We start from the raw sequence: 16,851 nt of genomic DNA, 5'->3' as shown, positions 1-16,851 counted from the left end.
ACGCGCATTTTGCAGTTGCTTAAGAGCGCCGCTAAGAACGACTGAGGGGGATAAAATTCAGCGCACCCCGCATTGCGATGGGAATGATATGGCTACCGACGACTCCAATCCGGTCGACCCGTTCGACAGCAACACGCCGCAATATCGCGCCTATTTTCCCGAAGGATCGCGGGACGATGTCGAATTTCGGCTCACGCGCATGCTCTCGCTCGCGGCGCGGCGTTGGGGAACGCATGTCGAAAGCCGGATGCTGGCGGCGACCGGTCAGTCCAGGCCCAGATGGCAGACCCTTTTCGTCCTGAGTGTTGCGCCGCCGCCTGTTACCACATCGCTGCTCTCGGCCCGTCTGGCGATCCAATGGCCGCCGCTGATCCGGACGTTGAACGCCTTGGAAGCCGACGGTCTGATCCGCCGGACGGAAAATCCCACCGACAAGCGATCACGCCATATCGAGATAACGCCCGCCGGTATCGAGGTCGTCGAACAGGTGCAGCCGATCCTGTCCGAGATCCGGTCGGCGGTATTTGCCAAACTGAGCGAACAGGACATGGAACTGGCGACGCGCGTGCTGGGGATGATCATTGCGGGCGTGGGTGAGGCTCAGGACATGGACGATGACCCCGTGTAACGGGGATGGCTTGTCCCTGTGGCGATTACGCCCGTCTTGCAAAGCTGGCCGGATCGGCCGCGTTCCACCAGTTCGCAAGCCGCGGATCGCGTGCGCCGTCCAGCAATTCTCCCGGTTGCACGAACGGATAGATTTCGTCGATCGATCGCATCTCCGCCGCGTTGATCCGCTGGCGCAGACCATCGGGGGTGAATTCGTCCGGTGAATTGAGGCCAGCGGCCACGACAATGTCGTGGAGCGCGTCGAGCGTCGCCCTCTGGAAGCGGGCGACCCGCTCTGCCTTTTCCGGCACCACCAGCGCACGCTGACGCGCGGGCGATTGGGTGGCTACCCCTGTCGGGCATGTATCGGTGTGGCAGCGCATGGACTGCACGCAGCCAAGCGAGAACATGAAGGACCGGGCCGCATTGCACCAGTCAGCGCCCAGCGCCGCATTCATCGCGATCGCCGCGCCGGAATTAACCTTGCCCGATGCGGCAAGGCGCACCTTGTCCTTGAGGTTCGTGCCCACAAGCGCGTTGCGCGCCAATATCAACCCTTCGCGCAACGGCATGCCGACCCGATCGGACAATTCGGTCGGCGCAGCGCCCGTACCGCCTTCCGCGCCATCAATGACGATGAAGTCGACCAGTATCTCCGTCTCGATCATCGCTTTTACCACGGCGAACAATTCATGCGGATAGCCCACGCATAATTTGATGCCGACCGGCTTCCCGCCGGAAAGATCGCGCATCTGCGCGGCGAAGGCGAGCAGTTCGCGCGGCGTCGAAAAGGCAGTGTGAAAAGGTGGCGACAGGCAGTCCTCGCCTTCTGGAATATCGCGAATCCTGGCGATCTCCGCCGTCACCTTCGGGCCTGGCAGCAAACCGCCATGGCCGGGCTTTGCACCCTGGCTCAACTTGATTTCCGTCATGACCACTGCGTCATTGGTGGCCTTGTCGCGAAAATGAGCCGGATCGAAATTGCCGCTGGCATTGCGGCAGCCAAAATAGCCAGACCCCAATTCCCAGACTATGTCGCCGCCATGTTTGAGATGATAGGGCGACAGTCCGCCCTCGCCCGTGTCATGATAGAATCCGCCAATCCTGGCACCCAGGTTCAGCGCTTCGATCGCATTGCTGCCCAATGCCCCGAAACTCATCGCCGAAATATTGAGCCGTGCGGCGCTGTAGGGTCGACTGCACTGGTCCGTTCCAACAGAGACGCGTGTATATTTCTCGGCATGGCGCGATGGCGCTATCGAATGGGCCAGCCACTCATATTCCTCGGAATAGACGTCCAGTTCGGTACCAAAGGGATGGGTCGACACATCACCCTTGGCGCGCGCATAGACGAGCGCGCGCTCGTCATGACTGAACGGGCGTCCATCCAGATCGCTCTCCACGATGTAGGATCGCAGGAAGGGCCGCAGCCATTCAAAGAACCAGCGGAACCGCGCCGAAACGGGATAGTTGCGGCGAAGGGAATGGTGCGTCTGCAATAGGTCGATCAGCGCCACGACCAGCAGCGGCACGAACAGCAGCAGCAGCCAAAAGGCGCGGGGATGGCGCAAGCCTATCAGCGTCACGGCGATCGTGCCGACCAGACCCGCCAGCAGCAGGGCGTTGCGGGACAGGGCGTGGTCGCGGAACAGGGAGTCCGCCAGGGCAGGGCGCCTGTTCATGACAGCAGGTTCCGCACGATGCCCACGACATCGCGCCCGCGTCCGTTCAGTACCGCCTTGGCCGAATAGAGCGCCATGCCGGCCACCTGCCCCGGCTTCACATTGGGCGGCATCACCAGTTCAAACCGATCGGTCACGACATCGAGCAGTGCCGGGCCCGGCTCGGCAAGCCAGGCTTGCACCATCGATTCAAGGTCTTGCGCCTTTTCGACCCGCCATCCGCGAAAACCGATGGCTTCGGCCACCCGCGCAAAGTCGGGATTGACCAGTTCCGTATAGCTGTCGAGCAGCCCCTCGACCTTCTGTTCAATCTCCACGAAGTCGAGCGCGCCATTATTGTAGACAACCACCTTGATCGGCAGCTTTTCCTGAATGGCGGTCAGCAGGTCACCCATCAGCATGGCGATCCCGCCATCGCCCGACAGGGAAATGACCTGCCGGTCCGGGAAGGCCGCCTTGGCCCCCAGCGCCTGAGGCATGGCATTCGCCATCGTGCCGTGGCTGAGACTGACGACCGTGCGGTTTTGCCCGGTCGAGGCGATATGGCGCAGGCACCACACCATCGGCGATCCGCCATCCGCCGTGAATATCGCATCGGCGTCCGCATGACGGGAGATCATTTCCGTCAGATATTGCGGATGGATCGCGCCGCCCTTGCCTTCCGTCGCGTGCTTTGCCTGCGCCGCCACCGCCTTGCGATGATGATCCAGGCATTCATTCACAAAGCTGTCATCCTCGCGCGGCGTGATGCGCGGCAGCAAGGCTTCAAGCGTCGGGCCAATATCGCCAACCACCCCGATATCGACGGGATGGCGGCGTCCCAGATGCGTGCCGTCAAGATCGACCTGCAGGATGGTTGCCTTGTCCGGGTAGAATTGCCGCCATGCAAAATCGCAACCAAGGAGCAGCAGCACGTCGCATGACATCAAGGCGTGATAGCCCGACTCGCTGCCAAAAATGCCGGTCATGCCTACGTCGAACTGATTGTCGGCTTCCAGAAAATCCTTGGCGCGCGATGTGCGAGCGACCGGCGCGCGCAACCGGCTGGCCAGCGCTACTACCGCATCATGCGCCATCTCGCATCCTGACCCGCCATAGATCGCCACGCGCTTGCCGGCATTGATTGCGCTTGCCAGCCGGTCAAGCTCCGCGTCGGAAGGCAGCACGACCGGCGCGGCGCGGTGCACGGCGAAATGCGGCTCGTCAGGCGCTTTGGCGCTCGACACGTCGGCAGGCACGATCAGCACCGCCACTCCGCGCTTCGCCAGGGCGGCTTGCGCCGCCATCGCGGTCATGCGCCGCGCCTGGGCAGGCGTGCGGATTTCCTCGCAAAAGACGCTGCACGATGCATAGACCGATTTGAAATCGACCTCTTGCGGGAAGTCAAAGCCAAGCTCGTCGCGGACGATCTGGCTGGCGATCAGTATCACGGGCGCGCGATTGCGGTGCGATTCGAACAGGCCGTTGATGAAATGCAGGCTGCCGGGACCACAGGACCCCGCACAGGCAGCAAGTTCGCCGGTCAGCATGGCGTCGGCGCCCGCCGCAAAGCCTGCCGCTTCCTCATGCCGGACATGCACCCAGCGTATGTCGCTGGTCCTGATCGCATCGGTGATGTGATTGAGCGTGTCTCCGGGAACGCCATAGCAGCGGCGTACGCCGGCAGATTGCAGCGTTTCTATGATCACCTGTGCGACTGTCGTCATGCGCCTGTCCTTTGAAGCGTACTCGTCTGAGCCAGGAAACGCACAAGGGGCGCAAGTGGGATCATTGCGCACGCGAAAATATCGCGCAGAAACAAATCAGGCGTAGAGTCGTTCCTGAGGATTGGCTGAAAGGCAGGGGGTAGAGAATGTTGGACGAGCAAGAGGCCGCGACCGGCGCGCAGCCTGCGCCCCGGATGCAGGTGAATGCGCCGGTATTCTATATCTCGGCGGTGCTGATCGTCGCCTTCGCCGCGTTCGGCGCGCTGTTCCCCGATCGTGCGGGGGACATGTTCAACTCTGTGCAGAGCTTCATCGTGCGCGATTTCGGCTGGTTCTACATCGCCTCTGTCGCCGGCTTTCTCATCTTCGCGCTCTACCTGATGCTCAGCCGCTATGGCGACATCAAGCTGGGGCCCGACGACAGCGAACCGGAATATAGCTATCTTTCATGGTTTGCGATGCTGTTCAGCGCAGGCATGGGGATCGGCCTGATCTTCTTTGGCGTGGCCGAACCGGTGCAGCATTATGCACTGCCCCCGGTGGGCGAAGGCAAAACCGTGGAGTCCGCCAGGCAGGCCATGGTCCTGACTTTCTTTCACTGGGGCCTTCACGCCTGGGCGATCTACATCGTTGTTGGGCTGGCCCTGGCCTATTTCTCGTTCCGCCGCGGACTGCCCCTGACCATCCGTTCGGCGCTGTTTCCCCTGATCGGACGGCATATTTACGGGCCGGTCGGCCACGCCATCGACATATTTGCCGTCTTGGGCACGATGTTCGGGGTGGCGACGTCGCTGGGCCTTGGCGTGCTACAGGTCAACGCAGGTTTTAGCCATTTGTTCGGCATCCCCACCAACAGCAGCGTCCAGCTCATACTCATCGCCGCGATCACCGGCATGGCCACGCTGTCGGTCGTGGCCGGGCTCGACAAGGGCGTCAAGCGCTTGTCGGAACTCAACATCGTGCTGGCCATCGCGCTGCTGCTCTTCGTGCTCTTCGCCGGATCGACCGTATTCCTTCTACAGGCCTATGTGCAGAATATCGGCGCCTATCTGGGCGCGGTGGTCCAGCGCACGTTCCGCATGTACGCCTATGAGCCGAACCCGTGGATCGGCAGTTGGACGATGTTCTACTGGGGTTGGTGGATCGCTTGGTCGCCCTTTGTCGGCATGTTCATCGCCCGCATCTCGCGCGGGCGCTCCATCCGCGAATTCGTGACCGGCGTGCTGCTCGTGCCGGTGCTCTTCACCTTTCTGTGGATGACCGTATTCGGCAATACAGCCATCTCGCTCGACATGAGCGGCGTCGCGCCCATTGCCCGGACCGTGGTCAACAACCTTCCCGTCGCGCTGTTCGAAGTGCTGGAGCAACTGCCGCTTTCGACGCTGGCGTCGGGTATCGCGACCTTGCTGGTCATCACCTTCTTCGTAACGTCGGCTGATTCAGGGGCCCTGGTGATCGACATGATCACGTCTGGCGGGGCGGAAAATACGCCCGTCTGGCAGCGCGTATTCTGGGCGGTCTGCGCCGGTACGGTGGCGGCGGTGCTGCTGCTGGCGGGCGGGCTGCGCGCTTTGCAGACCGCCGCCATCGCCAGTGCCTTGCCCTTTGCCGTTGTCATGATCTTCATCTGCTATGGCCTCTTAAGGGCGCTGCAAACCGAGTCCGACACGGACGCGCTCGACCTTTCCGGCGCGCAAGACAGCGAAGATGAAACGCTGGGCTGGCAACGTCGCCTCGCCAATATCGTCCATTTCTACAAGGAAGCGGAAGTCCGCGCCTTCATAGACGATGTTGCGTCCCCTGCGCTGGATGCCGTGGCTGCGGAAATGAGCGCGGCGGGCTTTGCGCCTGACATATCGCGCGGGCCGGACCATGTGACGCTCGCCGTAAACCATGGCGACCGCGGTGCCTTCAGATACAGCGTGAAGCTACGCGGCTTTCGCACGCCAAGCTTTGCCTGGGCCGAAACACGCAAGGCGCAGCAAGGCGACAAGCTGCACTATCGCGCGATGGCGCAAAGCCCCCAAGGCGATCAGCCCCGTGATGTGACCGGCTATACGCGCGAACAACTGATCCACGAAATTGTGGGCCGCTATGCCAGCTTTCGCCACATACGCCGCATGGCTTGATCGCGTGGCCCCGTCAGCATGGCCCCTCCAGCCGGGGATTGCCGGAACCGACGGGCTTGTCCTGCGCGGTGATCGCAGCAATCAGGCCGTCGGCCAGCCATTGCCCCAGCCACTGGCCGACAAGCGCTATGCCGCGATCTTCGCCTAGCTGGACCGTCACCTTTCGACATGCCGCACCGAAGGGCAGGCCGCCACGCAGGTCAAGCAACGTCTGCAACTCCATAGCGTCGATGGTCCTGACGCGACATTGTTCGTCCTGACGCCATAACAGCGCCGTTTCAGGCGTCCCCAGATATTGGGACGCTGGCGGCTCTTCCCCGGCAACCAAAGCGGACCAGATGGCAAAGGCATTCGTCTTGAGGTCAACAAGGTCGATTGCCCTCTGGAACGTCAATAAGGCGTATTCCCAGTCAAGGTCGTGCAGATGATCCAGCGCGACCGCCGGGCCGTCCGCCGAGATGAACAATTCTTCCAGCCCCAGTTCCAGGCAGGCGATTTCCGCGATTTCCGGATCGTGCGGTTGGAGCCTTGCCAGCGTCACGGGGAAATCATGCGCATAGGCGTCGAGCGTCCAGCTGCTTGGCGGCACATCGTCGATATGATGCGCGGCGGCATGCAGAAACCTCTCCTCGCCAATCCAGGCACGGGTTCGCGCAAAGCTGCTTTCAAGGCAGGTGACGAGCTGGGACCGGTAATTATTCTGATAGACGGCAAAGCCCGCCTCGCAGGACGATTGGATACGCGCAGCGGCAGCCATATCGGCGCGCACGAGCCAGTCGCGCATGTCGCGCTGAAGTGCGAGAAGGCTCATGCCGCTGCCCTCACTGCGCCAGCGGCGATCGTCCGCGCGGTGCCCAGTTCCGCGAGCAGCTCCCCCAAAGGCGGTATGTCATCGTCCCGCTCGATCATCGTCGCCACGGGGCCAAGGCGTGGCAGGATATGGGCGTAAAGGTCCCATACCGACGGGGGGACAGGCCGATCATGCGTGTCGATCAGCAGATGTTCGCCCTGGCTATGGCCGGCAAGATGGACCTGACGCACATGATCATGCGGGACACCATCCAGATAGGCGATCGGATCGAAGCCGTGATTGCTGGCGCTGACAAAGACGTTGTTGACGTCCAGCAGCAGGCCACAGCCCGTTCGTGCGCACACCCTGTTCAGAAATTCCCACTCAGTCATGTCGCCCGACGCGAAATCGAGATAGGATGACGGGTTTTCGATCAACATGGCGCGGCCCAGCGCATCCTGCGCCCGATGAATGTTCGCGCAGACAATATCGAGCGCTTCCATCGTATAGGGCAGGGGCAGGAGGTCGTGGGAATTGAACCCCTCGATCCGCGACCAGCTCAGATGATCAGACACGAACAGCGGTTCGATCTCGTCGACGAGTGCGCGCAGGCGGTTAAGATATAAGCCGTCGATGCCGTCGGCGGAACCGATCGACATCGACACGCCGTGCAGCGCGACCGGATAGCGGGCGCGAATGTCGCGCAATATCCGCCGGGGCCGACCACCATCGACCATGAAATTTTCGGAGATCACCTCCAGAAAATCAACGGCGACATCGCGGTCGAAAAAGTCGGCATAGTGCGGCGTGCGCAGGCCAAGGCCGAAGCCGGAGAAGGACGGGATCATCAGGACGCTCCCTGCTGCAAGGGAACCCGGCGCTGACGGGAGCGCCGGGCTTTCGAATGTTATTGGGGTTCGGTCAGGCTGCCGCCAGCAGCCTTGCATGCCTTGACGGTCATGGCCTTGAAGCCGTGGCCCTTGCAGACATTCTGCCCCTTGCATTCGTTGCTGGCCGTCTTGCAATCGGACGTGCCCTTGCAGCTGTTGATGCCGTAGCAATGCACGACCTTCGTATCGGCGCTATCCTTCGCGATGGCCGGGGCAGCGGCGGCAGCCACGATCGCGATGGAGGCAGCGGAAGCGGCGATGCCAAGGCCAGTGTTGAGAGTGAGCATGAGGGATTCTCCAAAAAAGCAGGTTGCGCCACGATGGCTCCTGTCTTTCGGTCCCGCCGGTCGACTGGTTACAGCAGCGAACGAAAATTCCTGCTGGAACGCTGTGTCGCCTCACCAGCGCAGCAGCCTTGGTCCCACCAGCATGCCGAGCAGGGTCGCCAACACGATGCCGAGCGAATACCAGGTCAGAACGAAGATGGCCGACACTTCGGGGCAGTGCAGGCAATAGACGGTCGCCGCAAATGCGCCGGCAGAAAGGCCCGCCGCCGCCCCGGCCGCCCTGAGCCGCGTAGGGGCGAGCCTGCGGAAGGACCAGAGCAATCCCGCAAAGATCGGCGCGGACAGCGACAGGACCATCCATGGACAGCTTTTCCAGCTCTCGCCCAGCCACATCGCCAGCCATTGGGACGACGGAGTCCGCGCCAGTTCGAGAAAGCCTATGCCCGCCAGCAGGACGACCGGGATCACGAGCAGCCACAGGCCACGCAGCCGACCGCTATCGGGCCGGGCGAGTTGCGCGGTTGTCATCAATGCGGCGACCGCCAGGGAAAAGGTATAGCCCCATTTCATCCAGAAGGATGTGCCCTGCATCGCCGTGCCCAGATCCGGCCGCATCCCAAGCGCGATCAGGATCAATATGGCCGATCCTGTTCCTCCGGCGGCCATGCCGATGGCCAGCCTTCGCGCGACGCTATTGCGACCGACCGGGCGCGTTTCCTTGGCCAGATGCCTGACCAGATCGTCCGTGTTCATCGCAGCGCTCCTTGTACCCGACCCATCAGCGCCTTCAGTCCGCGATGTACCGAAACCTTTACGTCCGATTCCCCTATACCCTCCGCGCTTGCCGCCTCGGCGACGCTCAGTCCCTCGATCCGCGTGGCGCGGATCGCCCGCGCCTGCTTGTCAGGCAGCCCTTGCAACAGGTCGTCCACATCCAGCCGGGCGATGCTGCTCGCCTCGAAATCCGCAGCGGTGAGCCATTCATCGTAATCCTCGATCGGCCGCAGACGGCCGACGCGGCGCAGGTGGTCGATCATTTTGTATCGCGCGACCGCGTACAGCCAGGCGGTGAATGGGCGCTCTCGGTCGTAGGTGGCGCGGCGGGTATGAACGGCAATAAGGGTTTCCTGCACCATATCCTCGACATCGTCGTCAGCGCCGCGAAGCCGACGCCGATAGAAGCCCCGCAGCAGCGGAACAAGCAGGCGCAGCAATGCTTCATGGGCCTTGGCGTCGCCATTCAGCCCATCGATCATCAACGCACGCAGATGCTCCTCTGTGGTCTGCATTCTGTCTCCTCATTCGCATGTTCGGAGGAAGTCGTGGCCAGGTTACAGCTTTGCGCGAAAAATTTTCGCGCGAAATGTCTGTAACCGGATTTGCGCCTGTCACGAACTTGCCGACGTGACACGGGCTTTCCCCAGCCTCCTCCCCGGTCACCGCGCGGTCCGGCCTGTCCGGACCGCGTGAAGAGGCCCAGGATCAAAGAGGACATCATGATGCGTACCACCCATGCCGCGCTCGCTGCGAGCATCGCCATCGCTTCGGCAGCCGCGCTCGCCATGCCTGCCCATGCCCAGGAAAAGCCGAAGATGGAAAAATGCTACGGCGTCTCGCTCGCCGGCAAGAACGACTGTGCTGCGGGCCCCGGCACCAGCTGCGCGGGCACGTCCAAGGTCAACTATCAGGGCAACGCCTGGAAGCTGGTCAAGGCAGGCACCTGCACATCGATCAAGACGCCCAAGGGTAACGGATCGCTGACGCCCAAGGCCTGACCGAAGCGGCCGGGGCGTGCCTTCGTCCCGGCCCTGCTGGAGATGATCGATGCTTGTGCCAATCCATGATCGTTGCACTCGGCGCATCGCCGCGATGTTGCCGGATGCATTGCTGCTATTCGTCGCCCGTATGGCCATCGCGTCCATATTCTTCCTGTCCGGACGCACGAAGGTAGAGGGTATCCTGACCATCACGGACGGCACATATGAGCTGTTTCGTACCGAATATGCGCTGCCGCTGGTGCCGCCGGACATCGCCGCGACCATGGCCACCGGGGCGGAACATCTTTTCTCTATCCTGCTCGTGCTGGGGCTGGGTACGCGTTTTTCAGCGCTGGCTCTCCTTACGATGACGTTGGTCATCCAAATTTTCGTCTATCCCGACGCCTGGCCGACGCATCTTAGCTGGATTGCCATCCTGCTGCCCCTCATCGCGCGCGGCGGAGGCGCCTGGTCAGCCGATGCGCTGCTGCGCCGAAGGTCGGATCGCTGAGTTGAGGCCGAACAAATGCCGGCAGGATCGAATGATCCGCCGGCATTTTTTCATATTATAACCGTCCGATCATTCCGCCGCCGGAGCGCTGGCGGGTGTGGATGTGATCGGCCCGCCCTTCACCGCAGGCGCACCTTTCAGATAATGGGCCAGCCAGCCCTGCACCTCGCGATAGAATTGGCGGCTATCCTCCGGCTTGGTGATCCAGTGCCATGCGTCCGGGAAGATCAGCAGGCGGCTTGGCACCTGCATCCGTTGCAGCGTCGACCAGGTTTCCAGCGTGTTCGACATCGGCACGCGATAGTCCCTTTCGCCTGCGGTCAGCAGCATCGGGGTCTTCCAGTCCTTGCCATATGTGATCGGGCTCTGGTCGCGCCAGACCTTGCTGTCGCCCCAGGGCGGGCCGCCGCTGGCCACTTCGCGCCCATAGTTGAAATCGCTGGTGCCCCATTGGGTCAGCAGATCGACTTCACCGGCATGACTGACGATACATTTGTACCGGGTGGTCGTGGCTTCCATCCAGTTGGCAAGATGCCCGCCATAGCTCGCGCCGCCGATACAGGCATTGGTGGTGTCGATAAAGCCGTACCGCTTGCCGGCCTCGTCCACAGCCTGATTGATTTCGTTGGCAGGGCCGCGCAACGGGTCGAGCTTGATGGCGCGGGCAAAGGCTTCGCCATAACCCGTTGATCCGGTATAGTCGGTCAGCAGCACGACATAACCGGCGCTGGCCAGAAGATGGTAGTTCCAGCGCAGACCAATCTGATCAGCGTTGGACGATGCCGGGCCGCCATGCATCAGCACCATCAGGGGATATTTTTTCGTCGCGTCGAATGCGGGCGGCGTGACGACCATATTGTGGATACGCCGTCCCCTGTCGCTGGTGAACCAGAAATGCTGGGGGCTGGACCAGTCGATCGTTTCGGCAAGTGCCGTGTTGACGTTGGTCAGATTGCGATGACGCCCACTTTTGGGGTCGATGCGGACAATCTCCGCCGGGTTCACCGCGCTGCCATAGCTGGCAATCAACTCGGTCGATTTGGCATCGGACGGAATGTCTATGGCGGTATAGCCGCCGACCTTGGCCGCGATCGCCAGTTCGGGTTTTCCACCGGCAACCGGCACGCGATAGACATGCTCCAGACCTGCGTCAGGCACGGTCAGAAACAAGGTCCGGCTGTCAGGCGTCACGGCGTAGCCATCCACTTCGCGATCAAACGCGCCGGTCAGCAGCGTTGCAGCGCCGCCAGCGGGCCACGCAACGCGATGTAGTCGGGCCAGATCATATACTTCATCGCCCTGGCTGTTGAATTTGACGATCAGATTTTTGCCGTCGGGTGTGAATTTGGGATCGCCATATTCGCCCAGGACCGGCGTGGCCAATGTCGGTTCGCCACCGTCGGCGGACATGCGGTACAGGCCGTAATTGACCCGTGCATGGGCTGCATCCCACCGCTGCGTCGTGGCGATGAACAGGATTTCCTGTCCATTGGGACTCCATATGGGCGACAGGCTCGCGCCGCCATCATTGCGCGGGGAGCCGCCAAATCCCTCCATTTTCGCCAGTTGCGTCGTGGAGATGATGTCACGCGCTGCCGCGCCCTGGGTTAGCGGCTGGACCCACAGGCTGGGGCGGCGATCGTCCAGCCATTCGTTCCAGTAGCGGATCGGGAAATGTTCATAGACGCGCATGGAAAATTTGCGCGCCTTGCGCTCATCGGCTGCCTTCTTGTTGGTCGCCGCGTCGACTGCGCCGGGATAGACCATGCTTTCAAACAGGATCGCCTGCCCGTCGGGTCGCCATTGCGGTCTGGCCGCACCCGTCGGCACGTCCGTCGCGCGCCGGGCTTCGCCACCCGCCAGGTCGAGGATGTAGATCTGCGCGACATCATCGCCTTCGCGCTTGGTAGAAAAGGCGATGCGGCGGCTGTCGGGCGCCCAGGCCGGATCACTCTCTCCCGCCTTGCTCGACGTTATCCTGCGCGGAGCCGCGCTGCCGTCGGTCGGCACGATCCACAGATCGCTGACGGATTCATCCTTCGCATAGGATGGTTCGCGCAGGGAATAGATGACCCATTTGCCGTCCGGGCTGGTCAGCGGCGCGCCGACCGACTTCATCATCCACAGCGTCTCATGCGTGAGCACCTGCTTGGGCTGGGCGAACGCTGGCGTGGCGCTCAGCCCCGCGACCATCGCCGCGGACACCAGAAAATGTGCGATCTTTCCCATAGTCAATCCTGTTCCAAGACGGCGGCGCAGCAGTTGTGGGCCGCGCGGCCTCATTCTATCGAAGCTGCCCGAACCGGCAGCGATAACATAGGCATATGCGTCACCTTCACGGCGGACGGAAGAAGGAAGTCGATCCATTCGCCGCTTGAGCGGCGATCGCCCGAACACGCATAGTTGCGGGATACGGGCAATGGTCCGCGAAGGTAGCGCGCTTCCTTGGGCCCGGTTGCTTTGGAGCCAGGTCAAATTTCCGGCAGGGCTTGCGCTGCAAATCCCCAGCCTTTGAGGCCTTTGCTCCTCTTCAGCAGGGTGTCGGGATCATCGATGGAGAAGGGATGGGCGTCCTTCATCCTGTCCAGTTCTTCCCAGTCGATCGGTATGGCGACAGGCGCGCCGGGGCGGGCGCGGGCGGAATAGGGGAGGATGGCCGTGCTGCCACGCTGGTTTCGCAACCAGTCTATGAAGATGCGGCCCTTTCGCTTCGCCTTGCTCATCGTCGCAGTGAAGCGGTCAGGCTCTGCGGCGCTCAGAGCCTGGGCGAAGCGCGACGCGAAATCCTTGTGCGTGTCCCAGTTGTGACCGGGCGTCAGCGGTACGACGACATGCACGCCCTTGCCACCCGACAGCATCGCGAAGGAGACAAGCCCGATGTCAGCGAGATGATCGCGTATATCCTTGGCCGCTCGCTTCACCTTGTCAAAGTCCAGTCCTTCGTCCGGGTCAAGGTCGAAGATCATACGGTCGGGCTTCTCCACATCGTCGGTTCTGCTGGCCCAGCCGTGAAATTCAATCGTCCCCATCTGGACGCAGGCCAGCAGGCCGTCCGCGCTGTCGACATAGATATAATCTTCCGACCCGCCGTTTTTCTCGCGAATGGGCATCTGTCGGACTTCCTGTCCGAAGGCGCCGCTGTCATGCTTCTGAAAGAAGCATTTCTTCGCTCGCCCTTGTGGACAGCGGACCAGGCTGATGGGCCGGTTGGCGGAGAAAGGCAGCATCAGCGGCGCTATGCGGGAATAATAATCCGCCAGTTCCCCCTTGGTCTGGCCGGTTTCGGGGAAGATGACCCGATCACGGCTGCTGATGTCGATCGCGCTCTTCGGCACAGGGGCAGGCGCGGGCTTTTCCGGTTTCACCGTCTTTGCTGGCTTATCGGCACGCAGACCCAGGAAGCTGCCATGACGGACGCGACCATCGGCAGTGAATTCGGCGAAGGCGATTTCGGCAACCAGCTTCGGCTTGATCCAGCTTACGCCGCGCGTCTCCGCGCGGGGCACGTCGACCGGGGCCGTGTCGGTTGCCAAGCGGGCCATGGCCTTGTCCAGTTCGTCCATCGCCTGACTATCGAAGCCGGTCCCGACCTTGCCCTTGTAGACCAGCTTTTGCCCCTCATGCTGGGCGAGCAGCAGGGACGCGAAAGGACGTCCCCTGGCATTGCTCCTGGTCCATCCGACAAGGACGAACTCCTGGCGCCGGGTGCATTTGACCTTCACCCAGCTGCGGGTTCGGGAACTGCGATATGGCGCGTCGGCGCGCTTGGAGATGATGCCTTCCTGCCCGGCCTCGCAAAGCGATCGGAACAAGGTTTCTCCGGCCCCCAGAACATGATCGGAGACATGGATGGGCGATTCCGCCTGATGCAGCAGCGCTTCCAGCCGCTCCTTGCGCTCGATGGTGGGCAGCCCCTTGAGGTCTTGCCCATCGAGCGAAAGCAGATCGAAGGCGAACAGGTGCAGCGGCCGTGTCGCATCCTCCTGCCCATGCCCGCGCTTGAGCGTCTGCTGCAATGTCGAGAAATCGGGATTGCCATTGCCGTCCAGCGCCACCACTTCGCCGTCTATCAGGCACGGCGGCAGGTCCAGCGCGGCGATCGCACCCGTGAGCGGCGCGAATTTTTCGGTCCAGTCCAGGCCGTTGCGCGTAAAAAGCGTCACTTTCTGCCCGCTTGCGGCGATCAGCGCGCGATAGCCATCATATTTGATCTCGTGCAGCCAATCGTTCCCGGTCGGCACGGCATCCACCAACGTGGCGAGTTGTGGCTTCACGAAGCGGGGCAGGGCCGTGGCGCGCGTTTTCCGCCTGTCGCTTATTTTGGCGGTATGATCCTTCGCTGCCGCCATCTTCGCAGCGAAGCCTTTGCCATGCGCCCCGGCAAGGGACTGTTCGCCAGCCTTGTCGGCCTCAATCTCCGCCATCGATCGGCCCGTCACTATGCTGGTAAGCGCACGTTCGACCAGCGCATCGCCCGACCCGGCCTCCTTGTCGTCAATCTTGCGCAACAGCCAGTTTTCGCGCTTCTCCTTGGGACGCCCTTTCATCCGCACCAACAGCCACTCGCCCTTCATCCGCTCCCCATGCAGAATGAAATGCAGGTGCCCATCCTCTATATCGGCAGCGCTCTTTCCTGCGATCGGTTCCCAGGTGCCGCGATCCCACAACATTACCGTGCCGCCGCCATATTCGCCCTTGGGGATCAAGCCTTCGAACGTGCCATAATCCAGCGGGTGATCCTCCGTCCGCACGGCCAGCCTTTTGTCGGCCGGGTCGATGCTTGGCCCTCGCGTTACGGCCCAGCTTTTGAGCACCCCGTCCATTTCCAGCCGAAAATCCCAATGCAGGCGGGTCGCGGCATGTTTCTGCACGACGAAGCTGTTGCCGCCTGTTTTCGCCACCTTGCCCTTGGGTTCGCGCGTGCGGTCGAAATCCCGCTTGGCATTGTAGGTGGAAAGGGCATCCTTTCTGGCCATCATTTCGTCCGATCCAGCGGATCGAGCCAGCGGCGTTCGACAAAGCCCAGGACGGTGAGCATGATGATCGCCACGATCGTCGCGCTGACGACCAGCGGCCAGAGCGCCGCGCCGCAGGCGATGCCGATAACCGCCGCCAGCCAGATATGCGCTGCGGTCGTCAGGTTGCGGACCTCGCCCTTGCTGAATACGATCAGCCCGGCCGCGATGATGGCGGTAAAGGCGGCCGCTGCCTCGAACACGCGCAACGGGTCGATATTGCCCCCGCCTTGCAACTGGAGATGCAGGGCGATGGCGCACACGGTCATTAGCGCCGCGGTAAAGCAGATAAGGCCGTGGGTCCGCATGCCCGCTGCATGGCCACGCAATTCCCGGTCCATGCCCAGCAACAGGCCCAGCACCGCCGCAGCACCCAGCCGTAGCAGCACGGGGCCATCGATCAGATGGAGGGGCGTGACGGGGTTCAGTTCCATCACGCGCTCTTGCGTTTTGACGCTGCGGCTTTTTTGGGCTTGGCCTTGGCGGCGGTGCTTTTTGTGGTCGCGCTCTTGCCCGATCCAGCGGATTTTTTCAGTGCGGCCATCAGGTCGATGACATTGCCTGCCTTGGCCCCGGCCGGTTCATCGTCGACATCCTCGATGATCCGCTTGCCCTTCGCCTTCTTTTTCTTGTCGATCAGACGGTGAAGCGCATCGACATAGCGGTCGTGAAACTCCTCCGGCTCGAAGGGGGCTGTGCGCTTCTCGATGATGCTAACGGCCAGGTCGAGCATCTCCGGGTCAGCCTCATCGCCAGGGAGTCCGCGAAAATAGCTCTGGGCCTTGTTGACTTCATCGGCATAGCGCAGCACTTCCAGCACCAACCCGCGTCCGCAGGGCTTGAGCGACACCAGTTGTTCGCGCCCACGCACGGATAACTGCCCCAGGCCGACTTTCTTCGTCTGCCGCAGCGCATCGCGCAGCACAGTATAGGCTTCCTCCGCCAGATCGTCGGCGGGGACCACGAAATAGGGCTTTTCATAGTAAAGCACATCAATCGCATCGGCGTCGACAAATTGAACGAGGTCCAGAGTCTTGCGACTCTCGATCTTCACCGACTCAATCTCTTCCTGATCCAACAGGACGTAATTGCCCTTGGAAATCTCATATCCTTTGAAGATTTCGTCGCGATCGACCGGACCGATGCCGCTGACCACCTTGTCGTAATGGATCGGCTTGCCGCTGGGTTCGTGGATCTGGCGGAAGGATATGGCCGGTCCAGACTTGGTGGCAGGATAGATTTCGACCGGAATCGAAACCAGCGCCAGCTTGATTTGACCCTGCCAATATGCGCGTGCGGGCATGCATTACCTCCGCGCTATCAGCGTATGGCCGCAAGGTTGGTTCCACCGCCGCACTGGCACGCAGCGGCAAGCAAGTCCCCCCGATCGGCAAGCGGCCTGATCGTCAGCCGCGATTCAAATAGCCCGCTATTTTCGGAAACGAAAAGCAGCGAAAAAGAGCGAAGAAAACATG

15 protein-coding genes are annotated in these 16,851 nt (G+C 61.9%); 4 read left to right on the top strand and 11 right to left on the bottom strand.

The features are described 5' to 3' along the window. Positions 1-88: 88 nt before the first annotated feature. The gene (locus AC07X9_RS21765) at positions 89-628 is read left to right on the top strand and encodes a MarR family winged helix-turn-helix transcriptional regulator (protein WP_017181261.1); all 540 of its coding nucleotides are present in this window, start codon (positions 89-91) and stop codon (positions 626-628) included. A gap of 25 nt (positions 629-653) precedes the next feature. Here AC07X9_RS21765 and AC07X9_RS21760 read toward each other — a convergent pair whose 3' ends face one another. Together AC07X9_RS21760 and AC07X9_RS21755 are read right to left on the bottom strand one after the other, a co-directional pair. Continuing rightward, complete coding sequence (locus tag AC07X9_RS21760; protein WP_019052322.1) at positions 654-2,291, bottom strand: FMN-binding glutamate synthase family protein; 1,638 nt, start codon at positions 2,289-2,291, stop codon at positions 654-656. Further along, the gene (locus AC07X9_RS21755; protein WP_017181259.1) at positions 2,288-3,997 is read right to left on the bottom strand and encodes a ubiquinone-dependent pyruvate dehydrogenase; all 1,710 of its coding nucleotides are present in this window, start codon (positions 3,995-3,997) and stop codon (positions 2,288-2,290) included. The genes AC07X9_RS21760 and AC07X9_RS21755 overlap by 4 nt, the downstream gene beginning before the upstream one ends. 146 nt (positions 3,998-4,143) lie before the next feature. On the opposite strand from AC07X9_RS21755, the gene AC07X9_RS21750 reads away from it, so the two are divergent. Then, positions 4,144-6,126: a BCCT family transporter gene (locus tag AC07X9_RS21750; protein WP_017181258.1), complete on the top strand. Its 1,983-nt coding sequence runs from the start codon at positions 4,144-4,146 to the stop codon at positions 6,124-6,126. A gap of 13 nt (positions 6,127-6,139) precedes the next feature. Here AC07X9_RS21750 and AC07X9_RS21745 read toward each other — a convergent pair whose 3' ends face one another. The 5 genes from AC07X9_RS21745 to AC07X9_RS21725 form a co-directional block, all read right to left on the bottom strand. Then, positions 6,140-6,937, bottom strand: a complete 798-nt coding sequence (locus AC07X9_RS21745) for an HvfC/BufC N-terminal domain-containing protein (protein WP_017181257.1) — start codon at positions 6,935-6,937, stop codon at positions 6,140-6,142. Then, on the bottom strand, positions 6,934-7,764 hold the full coding sequence (bufB, locus tag AC07X9_RS21740) for an MNIO family bufferin maturase (protein ID WP_017181256.1): 831 nt from the start codon (positions 7,762-7,764) through the stop codon (positions 6,934-6,936). The genes AC07X9_RS21745 and bufB overlap by 4 nt, the downstream gene beginning before the upstream one ends. A gap of 59 nt (positions 7,765-7,823) precedes the next feature. Next, a complete protein-coding gene (gene bufA2, locus AC07X9_RS21735; RefSeq protein WP_017181255.1) occupies positions 7,824-8,093 on the bottom strand; it encodes a BufA2 family periplasmic bufferin-type metallophore in 270 nt (89 codons plus the stop codon). Between the two features lie 111 nt (positions 8,094-8,204). Then, positions 8,205-8,846: a DUF1109 domain-containing protein gene (locus AC07X9_RS21730; protein WP_017181254.1), complete on the bottom strand. Its 642-nt coding sequence runs from the start codon at positions 8,844-8,846 to the stop codon at positions 8,205-8,207. Continuing rightward, positions 8,843-9,382, bottom strand: a complete 540-nt coding sequence (locus tag AC07X9_RS21725) for a sigma-70 family RNA polymerase sigma factor (protein WP_017181253.1) — start codon at positions 9,380-9,382, stop codon at positions 8,843-8,845. Before AC07X9_RS21725 ends, AC07X9_RS21730 begins: the two co-directional genes overlap by 4 nt. Before the next feature lie 210 nt (positions 9,383-9,592). Here AC07X9_RS21725 and AC07X9_RS21720 point away from each other — a divergent pair, with 210 nt between their 5' ends. Continuing rightward, positions 9,593-9,868 carry a BufA1 family periplasmic bufferin-type metallophore gene (locus tag AC07X9_RS21720; protein ID WP_019052323.1) on the top strand — a complete coding sequence of 92 codons (276 nt, stop codon included), beginning with the start codon at positions 9,593-9,595 and terminating at the stop codon, positions 9,866-9,868. Positions 9,869-9,917: 49 nt separating this feature from the next. Next, the gene (locus tag AC07X9_RS21715; RefSeq protein WP_017181251.1) at positions 9,918-10,361 is read left to right on the top strand and encodes a DoxX family protein; all 444 of its coding nucleotides are present in this window, start codon (positions 9,918-9,920) and stop codon (positions 10,359-10,361) included. 69 nt (positions 10,362-10,430) lie between these two features. Here AC07X9_RS21715 and AC07X9_RS21710 read toward each other — a convergent pair whose 3' ends face one another. The 4 genes from AC07X9_RS21710 to ku all read right to left on the bottom strand — a co-directional run bounded on the left by AC07X9_RS21710 (position 10,431) and on the right by ku (position 16,679). Continuing rightward, a complete protein-coding gene (locus tag AC07X9_RS21710) occupies positions 10,431-12,590 on the bottom strand; it encodes a dipeptidyl-peptidase 5 (RefSeq protein ID WP_017181250.1) in 2,160 nt (719 codons plus the stop codon). Positions 12,591-12,832: 242 nt separating this feature from the next. After that, positions 12,833-15,337: a DNA ligase D gene (ligD, locus tag AC07X9_RS21705; protein WP_017181249.1), complete on the bottom strand. Its 2,505-nt coding sequence runs from the start codon at positions 15,335-15,337 to the stop codon at positions 12,833-12,835. Beyond that, on the bottom strand, positions 15,337-15,810 hold the full coding sequence (locus tag AC07X9_RS21700; RefSeq protein ID WP_017181248.1) for an MgtC/SapB family protein: 474 nt from the start codon (positions 15,808-15,810) through the stop codon (positions 15,337-15,339). Before AC07X9_RS21700 ends, ligD begins: the two co-directional genes overlap by 1 nt. Then, positions 15,810-16,679, bottom strand: a complete 870-nt coding sequence (gene ku, locus AC07X9_RS21695) for a non-homologous end joining protein Ku (protein ID WP_017181247.1) — start codon at positions 16,677-16,679, stop codon at positions 15,810-15,812. The genes AC07X9_RS21700 and ku overlap by 1 nt, the downstream gene beginning before the upstream one ends. Between the last annotated feature and the right edge of the window lie 172 nt (positions 16,680-16,851).

The sequence above is a fragment of the Sphingobium sp. GW456-12-10-14-TSB1 genome, assembly GCF_059424385.1.
This window is presented reverse-complemented; position numbering and strand designations above follow the sequence as displayed.